The 21,347-nt window shown below is 64.8% G+C and carries 18 protein-coding genes and 1 pseudogene; 15 read left to right on the forward strand and 4 right to left on the reverse strand.

The annotated features are described in order from the left end of the window. The first annotated feature begins 89 nt into the window (after positions 1-89). From AAHM38_RS12185 to AAHM38_RS12205, 5 genes are all read left to right on the forward strand, one after another. Positions 90-1,790, forward strand: a complete 1,701-nt coding sequence (locus AAHM38_RS12185) for a bifunctional 3-(3-hydroxy-phenyl)propionate/3-hydroxycinnamic acid hydroxylase (RefSeq protein ID WP_179817549.1) — start codon at positions 90-92, stop codon at positions 1,788-1,790. 10 nt (positions 1,791-1,800) lie between these two features. Then, a complete protein-coding gene (locus AAHM38_RS12190) occupies positions 1,801-2,871 on the forward strand; it encodes a VOC family protein (RefSeq protein ID WP_103518923.1) in 1,071 nt (356 codons plus the stop codon). A 48-nt stretch (positions 2,872-2,919) separates the two neighbouring features. Next, the gene (locus AAHM38_RS12195; RefSeq protein ID WP_103518924.1) at positions 2,920-3,873 is read left to right on the forward strand and encodes a fumarylacetoacetate hydrolase family protein; all 954 of its coding nucleotides are present in this window, start codon (positions 2,920-2,922) and stop codon (positions 3,871-3,873) included. A gap of 5 nt (positions 3,874-3,878) precedes the next feature. Continuing rightward, positions 3,879-5,819 carry an acyl-CoA synthetase gene (locus AAHM38_RS12200; RefSeq protein WP_116576267.1) on the forward strand — a complete coding sequence of 647 codons (1,941 nt, stop codon included), beginning with the start codon at positions 3,879-3,881 and terminating at the stop codon, positions 5,817-5,819. Positions 5,820-5,971: 152 nt separating this feature from the next. Beyond that, positions 5,972-6,697, forward strand: coding sequence for an OmpW/AlkL family protein (locus AAHM38_RS12205; protein WP_116576268.1), 726 nt, complete (start codon positions 5,972-5,974; stop codon positions 6,695-6,697). On the opposite strand, the pseudogene AAHM38_RS25685 reads toward AAHM38_RS12205, so the two are convergent. Continuing rightward, positions 6,654-6,929: pseudogene (locus AAHM38_RS25685) on the reverse strand (hypothetical protein); the annotation flags it as partial. The gene AAHM38_RS12205 and the pseudogene AAHM38_RS25685 sit on opposite strands and share 44 nt — an antisense overlap. Before the next feature lie 40 nt (positions 6,930-6,969). Then, positions 6,970-7,440: a hypothetical protein gene (locus tag AAHM38_RS12210; protein ID WP_257019862.1), complete on the reverse strand. Its 471-nt coding sequence runs from the start codon at positions 7,438-7,440 to the stop codon at positions 6,970-6,972. Here AAHM38_RS12210 and AAHM38_RS12215 point away from each other — a divergent pair. From AAHM38_RS12215 to AAHM38_RS12235, 5 genes are all read left to right on the forward strand, one after another. Then, entirely contained in the window at positions 7,361-8,953 is a 1,593-nt protein-coding gene (locus tag AAHM38_RS12215; protein ID WP_116576270.1) for an MFS transporter, read from the forward strand. The genes AAHM38_RS12210 and AAHM38_RS12215 overlap by 80 nt on opposite strands. A gap of 70 nt (positions 8,954-9,023) precedes the next feature. After that, on the forward strand, positions 9,024-9,521 hold the full coding sequence (locus tag AAHM38_RS12220; RefSeq protein WP_004634907.1) for a MarR family winged helix-turn-helix transcriptional regulator: 498 nt from the start codon (positions 9,024-9,026) through the stop codon (positions 9,519-9,521). A 29-nt stretch (positions 9,522-9,550) separates the two neighbouring features. Continuing rightward, the gene (locus AAHM38_RS12225; protein ID WP_009239793.1) at positions 9,551-10,522 is read left to right on the forward strand and encodes a magnesium and cobalt transport protein CorA; all 972 of its coding nucleotides are present in this window, start codon (positions 9,551-9,553) and stop codon (positions 10,520-10,522) included. 10 nt (positions 10,523-10,532) lie between these two features. Further along, on the forward strand, positions 10,533-11,090 hold the full coding sequence (locus AAHM38_RS12230; RefSeq protein WP_116576271.1) for a DNA-3-methyladenine glycosylase I: 558 nt from the start codon (positions 10,533-10,535) through the stop codon (positions 11,088-11,090). 74 nt (positions 11,091-11,164) lie between these two features. Beyond that, on the forward strand, positions 11,165-11,710 hold the full coding sequence (locus AAHM38_RS12235) for an NADPH-dependent FMN reductase (RefSeq protein WP_116576272.1): 546 nt from the start codon (positions 11,165-11,167) through the stop codon (positions 11,708-11,710). Positions 11,711-11,732: 22 nt separating this feature from the next. On the opposite strand, the gene AAHM38_RS12240 is transcribed toward AAHM38_RS12235, so the two are convergent. After that, complete coding sequence (locus AAHM38_RS12240; RefSeq protein ID WP_065855429.1) at positions 11,733-12,959, reverse strand: CynX/NimT family MFS transporter; 1,227 nt, start codon at positions 12,957-12,959, stop codon at positions 11,733-11,735. Positions 12,960-13,050: 91 nt separating this feature from the next. Next, positions 13,051-13,932, reverse strand: a complete 882-nt coding sequence (locus tag AAHM38_RS12245; RefSeq protein ID WP_116576273.1) for a Rossmann-like and DUF2520 domain-containing protein — start codon at positions 13,930-13,932, stop codon at positions 13,051-13,053. Between the two features lie 180 nt (positions 13,933-14,112). Here AAHM38_RS12245 and yddG point away from each other — a divergent pair, with 180 nt between their 5' ends. From yddG to AAHM38_RS12270, 5 genes are all read left to right on the forward strand, one after another. Further along, the gene (yddG, locus tag AAHM38_RS12250) at positions 14,113-15,033 is read left to right on the forward strand and encodes an aromatic amino acid DMT transporter YddG (protein WP_037028678.1); all 921 of its coding nucleotides are present in this window, start codon (positions 14,113-14,115) and stop codon (positions 15,031-15,033) included. 172 nt (positions 15,034-15,205) lie between these two features. Continuing rightward, entirely contained in the window at positions 15,206-15,361 is a 156-nt protein-coding gene (locus AAHM38_RS12255) for a DUF3309 family protein (RefSeq protein WP_004634893.1), read from the forward strand. A 143-nt stretch (positions 15,362-15,504) separates the two neighbouring features. Beyond that, positions 15,505-17,064, forward strand: a complete 1,560-nt coding sequence (locus AAHM38_RS12260; RefSeq protein WP_116576274.1) for an efflux transporter outer membrane subunit — start codon at positions 15,505-15,507, stop codon at positions 17,062-17,064. Beyond that, on the forward strand, positions 17,061-18,212 hold the full coding sequence (locus AAHM38_RS12265) for an efflux RND transporter periplasmic adaptor subunit (RefSeq protein ID WP_103518979.1): 1,152 nt from the start codon (positions 17,061-17,063) through the stop codon (positions 18,210-18,212). The genes AAHM38_RS12260 and AAHM38_RS12265 overlap by 4 nt, the downstream gene beginning before the upstream one ends. After that, positions 18,209-21,304, forward strand: a complete 3,096-nt coding sequence (locus tag AAHM38_RS12270) for an efflux RND transporter permease subunit (protein ID WP_116576275.1) — start codon at positions 18,209-18,211, stop codon at positions 21,302-21,304. The genes AAHM38_RS12265 and AAHM38_RS12270 overlap by 4 nt, the downstream gene beginning before the upstream one ends. Positions 21,305-21,347 lie beyond the last annotated feature (43 nt).

Raw genomic sequence — 21,347 nt, forward strand, 5'->3', positions numbered from 1 at the left:
CGATATTGACAAAATCATCAGGCATGACTTTAATGTCAAAAAAGGCGGAAGAAGCCTGACTGAGGCGTAGACAAAGAAACGGAGTAGCGGTGGAGACAAAAGCACATGCGCGTGCCAGTTCACGCGTCGCGGATGGCGCATGCCCTCAGGGGGCAGGTGAGTTGCCATCTCAGATAGACATCCTTGTCGTGGGGCTTGGCCCCGTCGGGGCCATGGTGGCCAATCTGCTGGCGCGTCATGGCGTGAGCGTGTTGGCGATCGACAAGGCCCCCGACATCTATATGGCCCCGCGTGCCATTGCGCTGGATAACGAAGCCTTGCGGATCCTGCAACAGGCAGGCATCAGCGAAGGCGATTTCGAAACGGTGGCCATTCCCCACGTCCGGATGCATTCGCCCTGGCTGGGCGAATTCGGGCGTGTCAACACGCTGGGCAGCCTGGATGGCCATCCGAAGCTCGTCACGTTCTATCAGCCCGATCTGGAGCGCTGTCTGCGCGCACGCCTGGCAGCGCACGGTGATGTGCATGTCGCGCTCGGCACCACGCTGCTCAGCATCACGAATCAGCCGGATGGCGTACTGGCTTCGCTGGATATCGGGTGCGGGCAGGTACACCGGGTCCGCGCTCGCTACCTGGTGGGTGCAGACGGCGCGAGTTCGCTCGTGCGCCACCTGATCGGGCAGGAATTCCGGGGCACGACGTACGCGGAGGATTGGCTCATTGTCGATGCGCGTCATGTCCCCAAGCCGATCGACCATGTTGAATTTCTCTGTGATCACCGGCGCCCCACGCCGCACATGGTCGCTCCAGGCGCGCGCGAGCGTTGGGAGTTCATGCTCCAGCCAGGCGAGAGCCGCGACGACATGGAATCGGACAGCCGTATTCGCGAGCTGCTGGCGCCTTGGACGGACGTTGACAGCATCACGATCGAACGCAAGGCGGTCTATCGCTTTCATGCCAGAACCGTCGACCGGTTCAGCGTTGGCCGGGCGTTCCTCGTTGGTGATGCGGCGCACATCACCCCGCCGTTTGTTGGCCAAGGGCTGGTCGCCGGACTCCGGGACGCCGCCAACCTGAGCTGGAAGCTGGCCTGGGTGCTGCAAGGACGGGCCGATGCGCGGATTCTCGACACCTACGACGAGGAGCGCCGCCCGCACGCGAAAGCCATGATCAATCTCGCGCGGTTCATGGGCAAGCTGGTGATGCCGCGCAGTGCGCCCATCGCCCTGTTGACGCACGGCTTGATGCGTTTGACCCGGCTGGTGCCGGGCCTGCGTTCGCAATTCGAGGAGTTGCGCATCAAGCCGAAGAACGCGTTCAAGACCGGACTGTTCGTCAAAGGATGCTCGTCCACCAAGCTGATGCGTGGTGGAGTGATCCCGCAGGGCTGGGTCAGGAACGCGGAGGGCCACATGTGCCTGAGCGACGACGTGCTTGGCCACGGATACACGCTCGTCAGTTTCGGCTGCGACGCCCGCGCCGCGCTGGAGCCCGCAACGGCAGCGGCATTCGAACGCCTGGGCGGTACGTTCGTTCGGATCGCGCATCGGGGGCAGCCTCTGCACCGTGAGGTGCCCGGCGTTTGGGAGGACCTCAACGGCACGTTCCTTCCCGACGCGGTGCCCGTTGGTTGGGCGGCCGTTGTGCGCCCGGATCGCACGGTCGTCCATGACGGGCCAGCCGCCGAGGCAGACCGCCTCGTTTGCGAAAGCCTGGCGCTGCTCGGCGGCCGACCTGAGCCCATGGCCGCCGCCACTGCGGCTGCCGTTGCTGCCGTTCAATCTGCCTGAGTGTCTTGCCATGAAACTCACCACAGCACAGCCTGCACGCCATCCGCAGCCGACGACCAAGGCATTGGCGCTCGCCTACCTGATGTTCGATCGGCCCGATCTCGAACGCGCCGAGCGGTTTCTCAATGACTTTGGTCTCGTGACGGTGCAGCGCGACGAATCGACATTGCTCTTGCGCGGCACCGGCCCGGCGCCGTTCTGCTATGTCGTGCGCAAGGCGCCAAAGGCCGCGTTTGCCGGCTTCGGGTTGCAGGTGACCGGACGCGCAGCGTTGGATGCCCTGACGAAACTGCCTGGCGCCTCGACAGTGGAGCCGTTGGATTGGCCGGGCGGCGGCTATCGCGTGCGACTCGTCGATCCGTCCGGCTTCCGCGTCGATGCCATTGCGGATCAGGCACCGACAACCGAGCTGCCGCACCGTTCAGCGTTGTCGCTCAACTCGGTGGACGCCCCTTTGCGCATCAACGAAACGCAGCGGCCGCCCGTGGGTACACCCGAGGTGATTCGCCTGGGGCATGTCGTTCTGGAGCTTGCCGACTTTCAGGCCACCTGCGCCTGGTACACGCAGCACTTCGGTTTCATACCGAGCGACGTGCAGGTGTTGCCGGACGGCTCGCCTGCGGTCGCATTCATGCGGCTCGATTTGGGCGACACGCCGGCCGACCACCACACGCTCGCGCTGGCTCAGGGTTTTGTGTCGAAGTACAGCCACAGCGCCTTCGAACTGATCGATGCCGATGCCGTCGGCATGGGGCATCGCATGCTGCGCGAGCAGGGGTGGAAGCACGCCTGGGGGTTGGGGCGGCACATTCTCGGAAGCCAGATTTTCGACTACTGGCAAGACCCGTGGGGCGACAAGCACGAGCACTACTGCGACGGTGACCTGTTCACCGCAGATCAGCCGACCGGCATTCACCCGGTCAGCCGCGAGGCCATGTCGCAGTGGGGGCAGTCGATGCCTGCCAGCTTCACCAAGCCGAAGCTGACACCGGCGGCCATTGCGGCCCTCATCCGTAACCTGCGGCGCAGCCCCGACCTGACGCTGCGCAAGCTGGTCACGCTCGCCCGGATCTTTGCCTGAGGCAGCGCAAGCGCCCTCGGCCGTCACCCATCCAACGCATCTTTCGCCATGTCCATCAATATCGTTCGCTTTGAATACCAGGATCAGACCCAATGGGGCGTGATCCGCGATACACGCATTACGCCCGTGCCTGGCACCTATGCCACGACCGGTGACTTCGTTCGCAATACAACCCTGGCCCAGCTTGCCGCGCTGGATGGTGAAGCGATCGCGGTGTCCGCCGTGAAGCTCCTGTCTCCGGTCACGCGCAATCAGCAGTTCATCTGCCAGGGCGCGAACTACCGCCAGCACATGATCGAGTCCGGCATGGACCCCGACGTGAAGACGTACAACATGATCTTCACCAAGGCGTCGAGTTGCATCGTCGCGGCCGACAGCGACGTCATCAAACCGAAGCGCGTGCAGTTTCTCGATTACGAGATCGAGCTTGGCCTGGTGATGCGCCAATCGATTCACGCGCCAGTCGACGTGACAGATGACAACCTGCACGAATACGTGGCGGGCGCCGTGATCGTGAACGACTATTCCGCGCGCGACGTCCAGATCCCCCAGATGCAGTTCTACAAGGGCAAGTCGTTCCGTACGTTCGGGCCGGTGGGCCCGTGGCTCACGCTGCTGGAACCGCGCGAGATCTCTGCGCTCAGGAGCCTGCAGCTCAAGCTGACCGTCAACGACAAGCTGCGGCAGAACGACACGACAGCCAACCTCGTCTACGGCCCGGCCGAGACGCTGACCGAGCTGTCTCGCGTGCATGACCTGGAAGCGGGCGATCTGCTGGCCACAGGCACGCCGGCGGGCTGCGCACTGTCCGTGCCGTCGCCGACCAAGCAGAAGATGGCCGCGATGCTGCCCGAGAAGGCGAAGTGGGAGATGTTCCTGAAAGTGCAGGCCGCCCGCCCCCAATACCTGAAGCCGGGCGACGTGGTGGAAGCGCGGATCCACTCGTCGGACGGACGGATCGATCTGGGCACGCAGCGCAATCGCATCGTTGCCGAGGAGTAAGCGCCATGTCCGGCTTTTCCAGCCTGCAGGACGTTGAAGCCGTGGAAGGGCAGGGTCTTCCGCCCGATCTTCCGCAGAGCACATACGAAATGATCCGTCGCGGCGCCAGCGTGAATCCGGAGGCGCCGGCATTGAGCTTTTTTCTGAGCGTCAATGACCACCGCACCCCGCAGACGTGGAGCTACGCGGCGCTTCTTGAGCGCGTCACGCAGACGGCCAATTTCTTCGACAGCATCGGTGTCAAGAAAGACAGCGTGATTGCGTTTGTGCTGCCCAACCTGCCGGAAACGCATTTCGTGATCTGGGGCGGGCAGGCGGCCGGCATCGTCGCGGCGTTCAATCCGCTGCTCGAAGGGCCCGCGCTGGCCGAGCTGCTCAATGCTGCCGGTGCGTCAGTGCTGGTCACACTGGCGCCGTTTCCCGGCACCGATACCTGGATCAAGCTGCAGCCGCATTTGCCCGCCATCAAGAGCCTGCGGCACTTGGTGCTGGTGAACCTGGCCGACCGCGTGCATGGCGCAGCGCAATGTGCCGCGCAGATGCAAAAGAACGAGGCGCTGCGATTGCTCGGTCCGCAAGGCGTGCATGGCGCAGTTCCCATGTCGGTGCGCATCCACGATTTCAACAGCGCCATCCAGGCGCAGCGCGCAGACGGCCTGAACAGCCGGCGGCACATTGCCGCGCAAGATGCGTCTTCGTACTTCTGTACCGGCGGCACTACGGGCTTGCCGAAGATTGCGATGCGCACCCACGGCAATGAAGTCGCAAACGCGTGGAGCACGGCGCAGGTGCTGGGGGCGGGCATCGGCCCCGGCAAGGTGGTGTTTTGCGGCTTGCCGTTGTTCCACGTCAATGGCGTTCTGGTGACCGGGCTGCTGCCGTTTTCCAGGGGTGCCCATGTCGTGCTTGGCACGCCGCAGGGCTATCGCGGCGATGGCGTGATCCAGCGGTTCTGGGAGATCGTGGAACACCACCGCGTGAACTTCTTCAGCGGCGTGCCGACGCTCTACGCTTCGCTGCTGCAGGTGCCCGTTGGGGAGCGGGATGTGCGATCGCTCGAATACGGCCTCTGCGGCGCCGCGCCCATGCCGGTCGAAGTCTTTCGCCGCTTCCAGGAGCAGACGGGCATCAAGATTCTCGAAGGCTACGGGCTGACGGAAGCGACCTGCGTGAGCAGCGTCAACCCGCCGATGGGCGAGCGCCGCCTTGGCTCCATCGGCCTGCGCGTGCCCATGCAGCAGATGAAGACCGTCGTGCTGGACGAGGGCGGGGCATATCTGCGTGATTGCGTTGTAGACGAGGTGGGCGTGTTGGTGGTGTCTGGCCCCAACGTCTTTTCGGGCTACCGCCAGGCCGGGCAGAACGAGGGGCTCTGGGTCGATACGGGCGATGGATGGCGCTGGCTCAATACCGGCGACCTGGCGCGGCAGGATGAACAGGGCTACTTCTGGCTCACGGGCCGCAAGAAGGAACTCATCATCCGCGGCGGTCACAACATCGATCCGCAGACCATCGAAGCGCCGCTGCATCGTCACCCTGCCGTGCAGATTGCTGCCGCCGTCGGGCGCCCGGATGTGCATGCGGGCGAGCTGCCGGTTGCCTACGTGCAACTGCGTGCCGGTGCGACCGCCACGGAAGCCGATCTGCTGGCCTTCCTGAAGGCGGAAATTGCGGAGCGTGCGGCGCTGCCCCGGCAGGTCAACATCATTGAAACGATGCCCCTGACCGCCGTGGGCAAGATCTTCAAGCCGGCACTCAAGCACCGTGAAACGCGTGATGCCCTGTCTGCAGCCCTCAAGGATGCGGGTATCGCTTTTGAGGCTCTGGAAGTGGCGGAAGACAAATCCAGAGGGCTTGTGGCGTCGGTCAGGCTCGACGCCAGCGCATCGATTGCCGTCGCGCGTGAAGTGCTTGGCCGCTTTCCATTTCCCTTTTCCGTCAATTGATTGAAGTGCCGGTGAAGCAGCGTCCTGGCTGATCCGGCTGAAGGAGGAATTCCTCGCCTGCGCACTGTCGCGTGAGCAGGCGAAGTGCCCCGCGCCGCATGGTGGCGCATTCCTGCAGTTGCAGTACCTACATTAGAAAAATCGGAGACAACATGAAGCACACACGCGCGGCAATGCTCTTGTCGCTCGCGGCGACTTCGCTCGCCCATGCGCAATCGGCAGGGCAGTGGGTCGTCAATGCAGGCTGGATGCATCTCGCCCCTCAAGATTCCAGCCAACCGCTGACGGTGCATGCACTCGGGCAATCGGCCGAGGTGCCCGGCAGCGGGTCGACGCTGGCCAACGCCAATACCTTCGCGCTCACCACACGGTATTTCGTCACGGATCATGTGGCCCTGGAAACAGTGCTGGGCGTCCCGCCCAAGCTGCACCTGAGCGGAACCGGATCACTCGCACCGGTTGGTGAGTTGGGCACCGCCCGCGCATGGAGCCCGGCTGCGCAAGTGCAATACCACTTTGGTGACCCGAATGCGCGCGTGAGGCCGTACCTTGGCGTGGGGCTTGGCTATGTCTGGTATCGGGATATCGAGTTGAGCCGGCCGTTGGCAAACGGGCAGATTCTCGCCTCGCCAACCACGGGCTCCATGTTGGTCGGCCCGACCACGGCATCGCTCAGCAAATCGTTCGCCCCCATCGTCAATGCCGGCTTGACGTACAACCTCGACGCCCATTGGTCGATCGGCGCATCGGTGTCGTATATGTGGTTGTCCACCAAGGCGACGCTGACGACGCAGGCGCCCGTGGGCACCGTAACAACGACGACCAAGGTGCGGATCAACCCGTTGGCGAGCTTTCTGTCGGTGGGGTACCGGTTCTAGCGGCCGCGTGCTTGCTCAGACGCCAATCGCGCCGTCGTCCAACTTGAAGATGGAGTCGGCGCGGCGCGGCGCGGCGCGGTGCACCGGCCTGCTCGGCCACGGCGTTTGCCGCCGCAGAGGCCTCTTCCGCCATCGCCGCGTTCTGCTGCGTGACTCCTTCGATCTGGCCCACTGCGATGTCGACCTGCTCGATGCCGGTGCTCTGCTCGGTGGAGGCCGACGAAATCTCAGTCGGCAGTTTTCGCGGAGACCGCTGCGCTCTCCCTGGCGATTTACCGCGCTGCTTCGTCTAGCAGACGCGCAGGCTCGCGATGCACGCCCGCGACCACCTTGTCGCCTGCGGTGGGGGCGAAGGAAGCGGCCACGAACATATCGTGGCCCTTGCGGTCACCCACGCCCATGGCGAGGTGAGCCGTTGAAAATTGCGCGATGAGGTCTCGGCTCTTATCCGGTGGGGGTGATGCCTGGTGCGTCTTTGCCTGGTCAGCAACCGCTAGCTCGTCCTTGAGGAAGGCGGCCCAGTGGTTGCCGAGCTTTATGGGGTCTTCGCCGCGCAGCAGCGTGTCTTTCCACATCACGCGCAAGCAAGCCTTCCAGGATTTCGCTACACTATTAATTGACGAATCAATCGTTGATGCGGCATTTGTATTGCCGCTCCCAGTCATGGCCGTCCACACCGCGCTCCCACATTCCCATACCCAGGTCCTGCCGTTCAAGGAATCGCTTTTGGCGATGATCGGCATTTGCTTTGTCGTCGTTCTGGTGGCGTTCGACCAGACCGTGGTCGGTACCGCCTTGCCGACGGTGGTGGCCGAACTCAAAGGCTTTGAGCTGTATGCCTGGGTGGCGACGTCGTATCTGCTGACCTCCGTGGTGACGGTGCCGATCTTTGGCCGCCTGGGCGACTTTTATGGGCGCAAGCCGTTCGTGATTGCGTCCATCGTGGTCTTCACGCTGGCGTCGATCATGTGCGGCATGGCAGGCAGCATGACGTTCCTGGTGTGGTCGCGGGCGCTGCAGGGCATTGGCGGCGGCATGCTGGTCGGCACGGCATACGCATGCATTCCCGATCTCTTTCCCGATGCGCGTGTGCGCTTGCGCTGGCAGGTGATGCTGAGCGCGTCGTTTGGTATTGCCAACGCCATCGGCCCCACGCTCGGCGGGTGGATGACGCAGGCGTTCGGCTGGCGGTCGGTGTTTTACGTGAACATTCCGTTTGGCGTGCTGGGGCTGTGGTTCGCCTGGCGCTTCTTGCCGCATCTGCGCCAGAACGTGCACACCGGCCGTATCCGGCTGGATTGGCAGGGCGCGGTGCTCATCACGGTGGCGCTGGGCGCGTTGCAATTGTTTGTGGAATGGCTGCCGCGACATGGCCTGACGCCGGCCTTGTTCGGCTGGCTGGTGCTGTCGGCCGCGGCGTTCGTGGCGCTGTGGTGGTGGGAGCAGCGCGCGGAGCAGCCGCTGCTGCCGTTCGACATGCTGCGCAACCCGGCACTGGCTGCGCTGTTCATGTTGGCGTTGCTGTCGGGTTTTTCGATGTTTGCGGTGTTGTTCTACGCACCGTTGCTGTTCCAGGGCGGGTTCGGCATGTCGCCGCAGGAAGCCGGCCTGGTGATTACGCCGCTGGTTGTGTGCATCACGCTGGGCAGCATCATCAACGGGCGCATCGTCACGCGCATTCCCAAGCCCAGCGCCATGCTGTATGCCGGCTTTGCGCTGCTGACGGTGGCGGTGGGGGGCATGTCAGTGTCGTTCCGGGGCATGTCGCACGTGGTATTGACGCTTCTGATGCTGCTGGCAGGGTTGGGGCTCGGCTTCGTGCTGCCCAATCTGACCGTGTTTGCGCAGCAGACGGCTGGCCGCGCGCACCTGGGCATTGCCACGGCGCTGCTCCAATCGCTGCGCATGGTGGGCGGCATGGTGGGCACGGCGCTGGTCGGCACGCTGGTGAGCGAGCGCTATGCCTCGGGCGTTGCCACTGCGCTGAGCGCCGACAGCGCGACGCAGTGGCTGCATCAGCTTGCCGATCCCGAAATTCTCATCGATCATGAGGCGCAAGCCGCCTTGCTCTCGCAGTTGCATGCTGCCGGCCACGACGGTGCGGCGCTGCTCGAAGCCGCCCGGCATGTGCTGGTCAGTGCCATCCACATCGGCCTGATCGTGGCAACGGTGGTGGCGCTGATCGGCCTTTGGTATGTGCGGCGGGTGCCGCCCGTGGTGCTGCACCATGTCGAGCCCGTGCAACATACGGAATAGGCGCCGGATAGGCGAGAACAAGCCGGAGCGGTTAGGATGCGCGGTTTCCCAGCAATCTCAGCCCTGATCGATGACCTCTGAACGCGAACGCTTCGCCGTCATGCACCAGTTCGGCCGCACCTATCGTGCGTTCATGTCCGCCTTCGAGGCGCATGTCGGCCAGCCGATGCCGCGCTGGCGCATCCTGCTGGCGCTGCACGACAACACCGGCGGCGGCATGGCTCAGAAACAGCTCGCCGAGCGCCTGCAGATGGACCCTGGCGCGCTCACCCGCCAGCTCAAGGTGCTCGAGCAGCTCGGCTGGATCGAACGCGCAACCGATGCGCGCGACAACCGTCTGACCAACGTGTCGCTGTCAGACGCCGGCTTGGCCGTCGTGCTTGACTGCATGCCGCGCCGCATCGCCTTCATCAATGCCACGCTCGATGGGCTGCCGGACGATCTCGTCCACGCGTTGTCCGAAGCGCTGGCGCAAATTGAAACACGCCTGGCTGAAGTGCCGGCGCTGGCCACCGCGGCCTCTACCGCATCCGATAGCAAATCCGCAGATCAGCCCGCAGACCGCTAATGCGCGCTGAATGCGTTCCGGAGACAACCATGTCCATGGTGATCAACAGCGCGCTGTACCGTAACGGCAAGCGTGAGCGCGACCTGTCCGTCGAGGCCATCAGCGACGTGCTGCACACGCCGGGCTCGTTTGTCTGGCTCGGTTTGCATGAGCCCGACAACGCGATGCTCGACCGCGTGCAGGAGGAATTCGGCCTGCACGATCTCGCCATTGAAGACGCGCGCAACGCGCACCAGCGGCCCAAGCTGGAGGTGTACGGCGATGTGCTCTTCATCGTGCTGAACACCGCGCAGATGGAAGACGGCAACGTCGTCTTTGGCGAGACGCACCTGTTTGTCGGTCGGGACTTTCTTGTCTCGGTGCGGCATGGGCCGTCGGCGTCGTATTCGCCGGTGCGCGAGCGTTGCGAGCGCACGCCGCAATTGCTGGCCAAGGGCGCGCCGTTTGCGCTGTACGCGGTGATGGACTTCGTGGTCGACAACTATCAGCCCGTGCTGGAACGCCTGCAGGAAGAGTTCGAGCAGATCGAAAGCCAGATCTTTGGCGACACGTTCGATCGCGCGGCCATCGAGCGGCTTTATACGCTCAAGCGCCAGCTTCTGCGCCTGCGCAACGCCGCACTGCCCGTGGAAGACATCGCCGGTCAGCTTGTGCGCCTGCATGAAGACGTGGTCCCCAAAGAACTGCGCGCATATTTTCGGGATATTGCCGACCATGCGCACCGCGCGGTGGGCGCACTCGATGTGATTCGCGAAATGCTGACCACGGCCATCTCGGTGAACGTGGCGCTGGTGTCGGTCACGCAGAACGACATCGTGAAGCGCCTGGCGGGGTGGGGCGCTATTCTGGCTATTCCGACCGTGGTGTTCAGCAATTACGGCATGAACTTCAAGGGCATGCCGGAGCTGGAGCATCCGGCGGGGTATCCCATCGTGCTGGCGTGCACGGCCACCGCTTGCGTGTGGCTGTATCGCAAGCTGCGCAAATCGGGTTGGATCTAGGAGACAAGAGATGGCGCGCTGCTGCTGGGCGGGCGAAGACCCGCTGATGATCGAGTATCACGACACCGAGTGGGGCGTGCCCTCGCACGATGATCGCCACCTTTACGAGATGCTGATCCTGGAGGGTGCGCAGGCTGGGTTGTCGTGGCAGACCATCCTTCGCAAGCGGGCGCGCTATCAGGAGGTGTTCGAGGGGTTTGATGCGGCACGCGTAGCGCGATTTACGCCGGCACGCATCGAAAAGCTGCTGGCCGATCCGGGCATCGTGCGCAATCGGGCCAAGGTGGAAGGCGCGGTCATTAACGCGCGCAAGGTGCTGGAACTTCAGGAAGAAATGGGTTCGCTCGACGCATTCCTGTGGGCGTTCGTCGATGGCAAGACCATCGTCAACCGTTGGGACAGCTACCGCGACGCTCCCGCCGCGACCGATGCGTCCAAGGCGATGAGCAAGGCGCTCATCAAGCGCGGTTTCAAGTTTGTCGGCCCGACCATCTGCTACGCCTTCATGCAGGCCACCGGCATGGTGGATGACCACGAAGCCGGGTGTTTTCGCGCCGGCAAGGTGTAGCGCGTAAGGCCTCTTTTTGATCCGGCCAATGTCCGTTATTCTCGCCAGTCCCAACACTGACGGAGTCGTTCTTCATGTCGCTGAATTTCCTTGGCATTGCCGGTAGCCTGCGCCGCAAGTCCACCAACCAGGGCCTGCTGCGTGCGGCATCCACCCGCCTGCCCGCTGGCGTTGAAATGGACCTGGCCGACCTGACGGATATTCCGTTCTACAACGCCGACATCACGGACAAGCCAGCCTCGGTGGTGCGCGTGGTCGAACAGATCGGGCGCGCCGATGCGCTGGTGCTGGCTTGTCCTGAATACAACTACTCGCTGGCGCCGGCGCTGAAGAACATTCTGGATTGGGCCTCGCGCGAGCCCAACAACGCGTTGCTGGCCGGCAAGCCGGTCGCGATCCTGGGTGCAGGCGGCGGCATGGGCACGTCGCGCGCGCAGTACCACCTGCGTCAGGTCTGCGTGTATCTCGACCTGCATCCGCTGAACAAGCCTGAAGTATTCGCCAACGCGTTTGCCGGCGGCTTCACCGCTGATGGCGATCTCACCGACGAGCGCATCGCCGGGCTGATCACCGAGCAGATGCAGGCGCTGGCCAACTGGACGTTGAAGCACAAGGCTTGATCGAAGCCATGCGATAGCAGTCTCACTCGCCGGCGTGCAGCGTGCGGTTGCGCCCGGCGAGCGAGCCTGCCACAAGGGAGGCCAGCGCAATCGCGCTGAACAGCCAGCCCATCACGGCCCAACTGCCGGTCAGATCGTGCAGCACCCCCATGAGATACGGCCCGGCCGCCGCCATGGTGTAGCCAATGCCCTGCGTCATGGCCGACAGGCTTGCCGCCACGCGCACGTCGGCGGAGCGCAGCACAATCAGCGACAGCGCCACGCTGAAATTGCCGCCCTGGCCGAGTCCCAACAAGACCGCCCACCACCACAGCGTCGACAGCGGCGCATACAGGCAGCCCATCAAGCCGGCCCAGCACATCAGCATCATCAAGATCACGGCGGGGCGTTGGTCGCGGCCGAGCCGCGCCACAAAGGGTCCACCCAGTGCGGTGATGAGCTGCACGAGAATCGACACCGCGACGACCACGCCGGACTGAACGGCTGACAGCCCGCGGTCTTGCAGGATCACGGGCAGCCAGCCGAACACGCAATACGCCAGCGACGATTGCAGCCCCATATGGAGCGTCACCTGCCAGGCGATCGGCTTGTTCCACAGCGAAACACGCTGCAGCCGGGTGGCCGCGCCCTTGCCGTGCGCATGCCGCATGTGCGGCCACCAGCCCACAAAGGCCAGCAGCGCCGGCAGGGCCCAGAACGCCAACGCAGGCTGCCAGCCGCCCAGCCATGCCGAAAGCGGAGCGCTTGCCCCGGCCGCCACCGCCGCACCAAAGCACAGCGCCATGGTGTAGACGCCCGTCATCAGGTCAGCCTGGCGGCCGAAATCGCGCTTGACGATGCCCGGCAACAGAATGCCCGTCACGCCAATGCAGGCGCCTGCAGCCAGCGTCCCGATGAAGAGCGGTACGACGCCACCCGCACTGCGCAACGCAATGCCTGCCGCCAACGCAATCAGCAAGCCACCCACGGCGCGTTCTGCGCCAAACCGGCGAGCCAGCACGGCGGCGGCCGGCGCAAATAGGCCCAGGCATAGCACCGGCAGCGTTGTCAGCAAACCCGCCGTCGCGCCCGATAACCCCGTGCCCGCCGCCACCTGCTTGAGCACCGGCGACAGGCTCGACAGCGCTGGACGCAGGTTCACGCCCACCAGCACCAGCCCGACAACGAGCAGGATCAGCGCTCCGGACGAACGGCGGTCTGCAGCGTCATGCGCGGCAGGAGAGGGCGAAGCGTGTGGACGTTGGGACATGGCAGAACTGGCGTGCGAGCAAGCTGCCGATTGTAGGGCGTGCGCCGGTTTGGTGCATGCGCGCCATCCGATACCAATCACGCCGACTCCGTCATTGCGTAGGATTCAGGCGCGCAGCGAGGCCGGCTAGTACGTCTGCGGAAGGTGTGCCGCGTTCGGCCGCCAATGCCAGCGCACGCCGTGTGAGCGCTGTGTAAAGCGCGGCGTGATCCGCGCCCAGTGCATCAAGCGCTTGCAGATGTTTGTCGATGACGCCGCTGTCTCCGCGCGAGACCGGGCCTGCCAGTGCGCCAGCCAGGCCACGTGCGCGGGCCGCCGCCACCGTGCCGTCCACCAGCGGCCACATGGCCGCCACAGCGGCATCACGGTCGATGCCAGCGGCCTCCCACAACGTGGCAGCTTCGTGGAGTGCGCACAGCAAAAAGCTGGCCGCGTAGTTGGCGCCTGCGTGATACACGGCGCGTTGCCCGGCACGCACCTTCAGCGGCGTGCAGCCGAGCCGCAGTGCAAAGCTGGCGAGTGCCGCGTCGTGCGGCGCATCGGCGTCAATGGCGATGGAGGCGCCGCCCAGCCGTTCGGCGTCGTCGGGCAAGCCGGCAAACAGAAACAGCGGGTGAAAACTGGCGGTGTCTGCGCCGGCGTGGCGAGCGGCATCCAGCAAGTCGCGTTCGCCGGCACCGCTGCAGTGGAGTACGAGTTGGCCGGGTCGCCAGCGCACGTGGTTGACCACGCCCGGAATAGCGTCATCCGGCACGGTCACGAACACCCAGTCGGCGGCATCCGCCACGCCTTGCGGGTCGGCCGCCTTGGCGCCGGTAGCGTGCGCAAGCCACGCGGCGGGTGCGCTTGATCGGTTGGCAACCGCCACGGTACGCACGCCTGCGCCGTGGGCCCGCATGGCCAATGCCCGCGCCAGCCGGCCCGCGCCAATCCAGCCCACCGAAACCGGCGTTTCGATTGCAAAAGACGTCATGGCTAATCCCGATTTTTCATGGTCCGCATCTTATAGCGAAGCCACATCGGTAGACCGGGATGCAGCAGTCGGCCGATCGGGCGATGCCGCCGGTACACTGCACGCTTTTGCCGGCAGCGTTGATGCCGGGCCTAAGCAAGCGGTTTTCTCCAGGTGGACATGTCAGTGCAGGCAGGCGTTATGCAAAGCAAAAGTAGGGCAACCCTCATCGGTCTCATCGCAGTGCTGCTGTGGAGTTCGATCGTCGGATTGATCCGGGGTGTGAGCCAGCATTTGGGCGCCGTCGGTGGCGCTGCCATGATCTATACGGTCGCGTCGGGGCTGCTGGTATTCACCGTCGGTTTCAATCAGTTGAAGACGTTTCCGCGGCGCTACCTGCTGTGGGGCAGCCTGTTGTTCGTGTCCTACGAGCTGTGCCTCTCGCTGTCGATCGGCTATGCCAACAGCGGGCGGCAGGCGATTGAAGTCGGAATGGTCAACTACCTGTGGCCGACATTCACGATGCTGTCCGCGATTGCCTTCAACAAGCAGCGGGCAAACGCCCTGATCGTGCCCGGTGTGCTGATCTCTATCCTGGGGATCTGCTTCGTGCTGGGCGGTGAGCAGGGGCTTGACATCGCCGGCATGGCGGAGAACGTCAAGGACAACCCGCTCAGCTACGGATTGGCGTTCACGGGCGCGGTGATCTGGGCGGCGTATTGCACCGTCACCAGCCGGATTGCCGCAGGCAAAAACGGCGCGACGCTGTTTTTCATCCTGACCGCGCTGGCCCTGTGGATCAAGTTTTTCGCCACAGGCGGCGGCGCGATGGACTTCAGCGTGTCCGCGTTGATCTATCTTGCGTTGGCCGCGTCGGCAATGGGGTTTGGCTACGCAGCGTGGAACGTCGGCATTTTGCACGGCAACGTCACGGTATTGGCGGGCGCGTCGTATTTCATCCCGGTGTTTTCCGCGGCCCTGGCAGCGGCGCTGCTGCATGCCCCGCTGTCCCTGACGTTCTGGAAGGGGGCGGCGATGGTGGTGGCGGGGTCGATCCTGTGCTGGCTTGCGACGCGCGGCGGTCGCGCCAAGACGTTGCCTTCGCCCAAGTCGTCCACCTGACGTAACAACGGGCACATCGGGAAACTGCCACCTCAACTATTTCGCAATTAACCGACAAGAAATCAAAAAAACCGCAGAGCGAGCCTGCACGGGAACGGGGCGTGCTAGATGCCGTGTAAGCCGCAGCGCCACGACGGAACGGCGGCATACCAACACAGAAACAGGAGGCATCATGTTGAGCACCATCCTCATCATCGTTCTCATCTTGCTGCTGATCGGCGCACTGCCGTCGTGGCCGTACAGCCGGGGTTGGGGCTACGGGCCAACGGGCGGCCTTGGGCTCATCGTAGTGATCGTGGTCATTCTTGTACTGCTGGGCTATATCTGACGCCGAGGCCAACATCTGCGCGCGCGCGGTTCTGAGCATCGCCTGACCGGTCGCAGAGGGTTGGCCGACCACCGTAGCGGGGCAGGTGTCTTGCGGACGCTTGACTGGGCATAATCCCAGCTGCGTTCCGAAGGACACTTCCCATGACGACAGGTCGACACGCCGGCAGCCGCGCGCCCGGCAGTTGCGCCCAATCTGCGCCGCTGGTGCTGGCTTTGTTGCTGGCAGGCTGCGCAGTCGGGCCCGACTACCACACGCCGCCACTGAGCGGCACCGAAGCTCCGCAAGGCTGGCATGCCACGCTGCCACACCACGGCAGCCGCATGGCGCTGGCGCACTGGTGGGAGCAGTTCCACGATCCCGTACTTACCCAGCTGGTTGAGCAAGCCGATGCGACCAGCCCGACGATTGCGCAGGCGGTAGGTCGCGTGCGCGAGGCTCGGGCGAGTGTTTCGACCAACCGCGCGGCGCTGCTCCCGCAATTGAAGGGCTCTGGCTCTGCTACGCGGCAGGGCGGATTTGGCGGCAGCCAATTTGCCGGCGGCGCAGGCGGGCTTTCTGCCGGCGCGCTCAATCCGACGCTGGGGCTGGGCACGATCACCACGCTGGGGGCGCAGGCTGATGCGTCGTGGGAGATCGACCTCTTCGGCGGCAAACGCCGCAGCCTGGAAGGTGCCGATGCGCGGTTGACGGCCAGCGAAGCCGATTGGCACGACGCGCGCGTATCGTTGGCGGCTGAGGTCGCCAATACCTACTTGCAGCAGCGCGAATGCGAGGCGCTGGTCGACATCGGCGCGGCAACGCTGTCTTCCCGGCAGGAAACGCTGCAGCTGACTGAACGGAAATTCCGCGCGGGCTTTGTCGCGCCCGCCGATTTTGCCCAAGCGCAAGCCACGGTGGGTGATGCCGTCAATGCGCTGGAAGGCCAGCGCGCGCAATGTGCGCAAGGCATCGACAAGCTCGTCGCGCTCACCGGCCTGGACCACGATGCGCTGAACGGACTGCTGTTCAAGGCGAGCGCGCAGATTCCGGCGCCGCCCGATGCCGGCGTGCCCGATGTGCCGGCGCAGGTGCTGTCGCAACGGCCCGATGTGTCGTCGGCCGAGCGCGCGGTGGCGGGTGCCAGCGCCGATGTTGGTGTGGCAGTCGCCAGCCGGTTGCCATCGATTACGCTGGCCGGCTCCATCGGCATCAATTCTTACCGCCTTGGCGGGCAATCGTTGACAAGCAAGTCGTGGTCGTTCGGGCCCTCGGTGTCGTTACCGATCTTTGACGGCGGCGCGGGTGCGGCGCGCGTGGAAACGGCACGCGCCCGTTACGACCAGGCGCTGGCAAGCTATCGCAGCAAGGTACGCCAGGCGGTGCAGGAAGTGGAAGATGCACTGGTGCGCCTGGACGCTTCCGAGCGCCGCGTCGACGCCGCTACGATGGCCGACGCCCAATATGCAAAGGTGCTGGAAGCGTCCAACGCCCGCTATCGTCTGGGGGCGGGCAGCCTGCTGCAGTTGGAAGATGTGCGGCGCACTGCGTTGCAGGCTTCGCAGTCCCTGGCGGCGGTCAAGCTCGAACGCGCGCAGGCCTGGGTCGCACTGTACAAGGCCGTCGGCGGCGGCTGGCGCGACGATGCGCCCAATCCTCATCCCGATCACAAGACCACTGCACCGACCGCTCAGGGCCGGACGCATACCGGAAGCGCTTCATGACAGGACAACGAGTTTGGATGGCCGCGCTGGCCGTGATGCTGGCCGGCGCGCTGGCGGCCTGCGGCAAAACTGCGCCCGAAAACAAGAAGAACGAGCAGACGCCTGCCAAGCCGGCGCTGGCTGTCAACGTTGCGCATCTCGCGCAGCAGATATGGCCGCGCGTCGCCACGGCCAGCGGTGCGGTGCAGCCGTGGCAGGAAGCCAGCATCGGCGCCGAGGTGAACGGGCTGAAGCTGGCGGAGGTGCTCGTCAACGTGGGCGATGTGGTCAAGCAAGGCCAACTGCTTGCCCGTCTTTCGGATGAAACGGTGCGTGCCGATGTGGCTGCGCAACGCGCCAGCCTGGCCGAAGCCGAAGCATCGGCTGCGCAGGCCGCTGGCGAGGCCCGCCGCGCGCATGAACTCGACAAGAGCGGTGCGATCAGCCAACAGGATCTGATGCAGTACGACACGCAGGCCAAGACCGCCGCTGCCAAGCTGGCCGCAGCACGCGCCCAGTTCGAGAGTCAGCAATTGCGCTTGCGTTACACCCGCGTGGTCGCACCTGACGACGGCGTGATCAGCGCACGAACGGCGACCGTGGGCGCCGTGGTGTCGTCCGGCACCGAACTTTTCAAGTTGATCCGCAAGAACCGTCTGGAATGGCGCGCTGAAATGCACGGCGACGTCCTGCCCCGCATTCAGCCCGGCCAGGTCGCGCGCCTGCGCCGCATGGAAGGCGGCGTGGTGAACGGCCGGGTGCGCCAGGTCGCTCCCACGGTCGACGCCAACACGCGCAATGGTCTCGTCTACGTTGATCTGCCGCCGGAAGCTGCAACGTCCGGCGTGAAGGCAGGCATGTATCTCTCGGGCGATGTGCTGCTGGGCGATGCGCCGGCCGCGACGTTGCCGGAGACCGCCGTTTTCTCACGCGATGGGTACGACTACGTGATGGTGATTGGCGAGCAGGGCCGCGTGCGGCAGACCAAAGTGACGGTTGGCCGCCGCCAGGATGGGCAAGTCGAAATCGTGCAGGGCATTGGCGCGAAGGACGGCATTGTGGCTGCAGGCGCCGCCTTCCTGACCGATGGCGATGTGGTGCGTGTGGCGGCCCCCGGTGCAGCCTCCATGCCCGCTGCGTCGGCGCCCGCAGCCGGAGCCAAGCCATGAACTTCTCCTCCTGGGCGATCCGCAAGCCGATTCCGTCGATCCTGCTGTTCATCCTGATCACGGTGGCGGGGTTGGTGTCGTTCAAGATGCTGTCGATCCAGAATTTTCCGGACATCGACTTTCCGGCGGTCTCCGTGACGGCCAGCCTGCCGGGCGCCACGCCCACGCAGATGGAAACCGAAGTCACGCGCAAGATCGAAGACAGCATAGCGAGCATCGGCGCGATCAAGCACATCACCTCCACCATCAACGACGGCAGTTCGACCACGATGGTCGAGTTCCAGCTCGAGAAGGATGTGCAGGAAGCCGTGAATGACGTGCGCGATGCGGTCAGCCGTATCCGCGCGCAGCTGCCGTCGGACGTGCAGGAACCGGTCATCTCGCGCGTGACGTTCGCGAGCATGCCCGTGCTGACGTACGCCGTGGAATCGACCGACATGGACGCGGAGGATCTCTCCTGGTTTGTCGATAACACGGTCAACAAGCGCCTGCTGTCGGTGCATGGCGTGGCCAAGGTCACGCGCCAGGGCGGTGTGGACCGCGAAGTGCGCGTGCAGCTTGACCCCGTGCGCCTGCAGGCGTTGAACGTGTCGGCGGCGGATATCAGCGCGCAAGTGCGCGGCATGCAGCAGGAGGCGCCGGGTGGGCGTGGCAATATCGGCGGGCAGGAGCAGGCGGTGCGCACGCTCGGTACAGTGAAGAGCGCGCGCGAACTGGCGCAGATGGACATCCCGTTGTCCGACGGCCGGCGCATCCGGTTGTCGGATGTGGCCGACGTGCGCGACACCGCGGCCGAGCCACGCCAGATGGCGCTGTTCGACGGCAAGCCCGTGGTCAGCTTCCAGGTGTTCCGCTCACGCGGCGCAAGCGAAATCTCGGTCGCCAAGGCCGTGCGCGAGGCGCTGGCCGCACTGCAGGCCGAACGGCCCAACGTGCATGTGACCGAGGTCTACAACATGGTCAAGCCGGTGTCGGATGCGTACACCGCTTCGATGCATGCACTGTACGAAGGCGCCATCCTGGCCGTGATCGTGGTATGGCTGTTCCTGCGCGATTGGCGTGCCACGTTCGTGTCGGCCGTGGCATTGCCGCTGTCGATCATCCCGACGTTCGCGGCCATGCAGTTGCTCGACTTCACGCTCAACGGCATCACGCTGCTGGCGCTCACGCTGGTGGTCGGGATTCTGGTCGACGACGCGATCGTGGAGGTTGAGAACATCGTGCGCCACCTGCGCAACGGCAAGAAGCCGCTGGAGGCCGCGATGGAAGCGGCGCAGGAAATTGGCCTCGCCGTGGTGGCGACATCGCTCACACTCGTGGCGGTGTTTCTGCCGACGGCGTTCATGGGCGGTATCTCGGGCAAGTTCTTCAAACAGTTCGGATGGACAGCCTCGCTGGCGGTGCTGGCCTCGCTGCTGGTGGCGCGGCTGCTCACACCCATGATGGCGGCTTATATGCTCAAGCCGCAGGACGAGCCCAACCGTGACGGCTGGGTCATGACGCGCTATCTGCAGGCGGCACGCTGGTGTCTCGAGCATCCGTGGAAGACAGGCGGCATGGCCGCAGCGTTCTTCGTCGTGTCGGTTGCCATCATCGGGCTGATTCCTGCAACGTTCCTGCCACCCGAAGACTGGGCGCAGCTGCAGATGACGGTGGAAAGTCCGCCCGGCAGCACCATCGCCCAAACGCGCGACAACACCGAGCGCGTGCGCAAGATCGTGATGCAGCACAAGGAAGTCCGTCACGTCTATACGGCCATCGGCTCCGGTGTGATGGCCGGCGTGCCGGGCTCCAGCGGGGGAGAGGTTCGCACCGGCACGCTCACGATCTCGCTCACTGACCGGCATGACCGGCACATCAAGCAGCAGGGCGTTCAACGGCAGTTGCGCGAAATGCTGGAAGGCGTGCCGGGCGTGCGGATTTCGTTCGGCGCGGTGGGCTCCGGCGAGCAACTCCAGGTGGTGCTTGCCGGCGACGACCCGGCCACGCTTCAGCAAGCCGCACGCGATGTGATGCGTGATCTGCGCACCGTGCCCGGGCTCGGCGCAGTGACCTCTTCGGCAAGTTTGCTGCGGCCCGAAATCGTCATCCGCCCGGACTTTGCGCGCGCGGCACAGCAAGGTGTAACGGCCGCCGCCATCGGCCAGGCCGTGCGCGTGGCCACCGCCGGCGACTACGACGTCAACCTGCCCAAGCTGAATCTGCCCGAGCGGCAGGTGTACATCCGCGTTGAACTCGATCCGAAGGCACGCAACCAGATCGACACGATCCGGCAGTTGCGCGTGCCGGGCCGCAACGGCGCGGTGCCGCTGGAAAACATCGCCGATATTTCCATCGGCAGCGGCCCCGCACAGATCGACCGGTATGACCGCAGCCGCAACGTCACCATCAGCGTCGGGCTGGAAGGGCGCGCGCTGGGCGACACCAACATGGCGGTGGAGGCGCTGCCGTCCATCAAGAACTTGCCGCCGGGCGTGCGCCGCATTGCCTCGGGCGATGTGGAGGGCATGCAGGAGCTGTTCAGCAGCTTCTTCCTCGCCATGTTTGCGGGGGTGCTGTGCGTGTACGCGGTGCTGGTGCTGCTGTTCCACGACTTCACACAGCCGGTGACGATCCTGGCGGCGCTGCCGCTGTCGGTGGGTGGCGCGTTCGGGCTCTTGGCGCTGTTTGGTTTCAGCTTGTCGTTGCCGGCGCTGATCGGCTTGCTGATGCTGATGGGCATCGTGACCAAGAACTCGATCCTGCTGGTCGAATACGCCATCGTTGCGCGGCGCGATCTCGGCATGTCGCGCACCGAGGCGATCATCGACGCCTGCCACAAGCGCGCCCGCCCCATCGTCATGACCACGGTCGCCATGACTGCCGGCATGGTGCCGATGGCGCTCGGCCTGGAGGGCGATGCAGGTTTCCGCGCGCCGATGGCGGTGGCGGTGATCGGCGGTCTGCTGACGTCCACGCTGCTGAGCCTGCTCGTGGTGCCGGTGGTGTTCGAGAAGGTCGACGACTTCAAGGAGTGGGCGCTACGCAAGTTCCGCGGTGCGCGCCATCACGGGCACCGGGCCAAGGCCGCGTCGGAGCAAGGGCTGCGCTAGGTGTAGCATCGGGCGGACCGTCAACATACCGCGCTGTGGAGAC

This window comes from Ralstonia sp. OTU4908, assembly GCF_038440115.1.
GTDB classification, from domain to species: Bacteria; Pseudomonadota; Gammaproteobacteria; order Burkholderiales; family Burkholderiaceae; genus Ralstonia; species Ralstonia pickettii.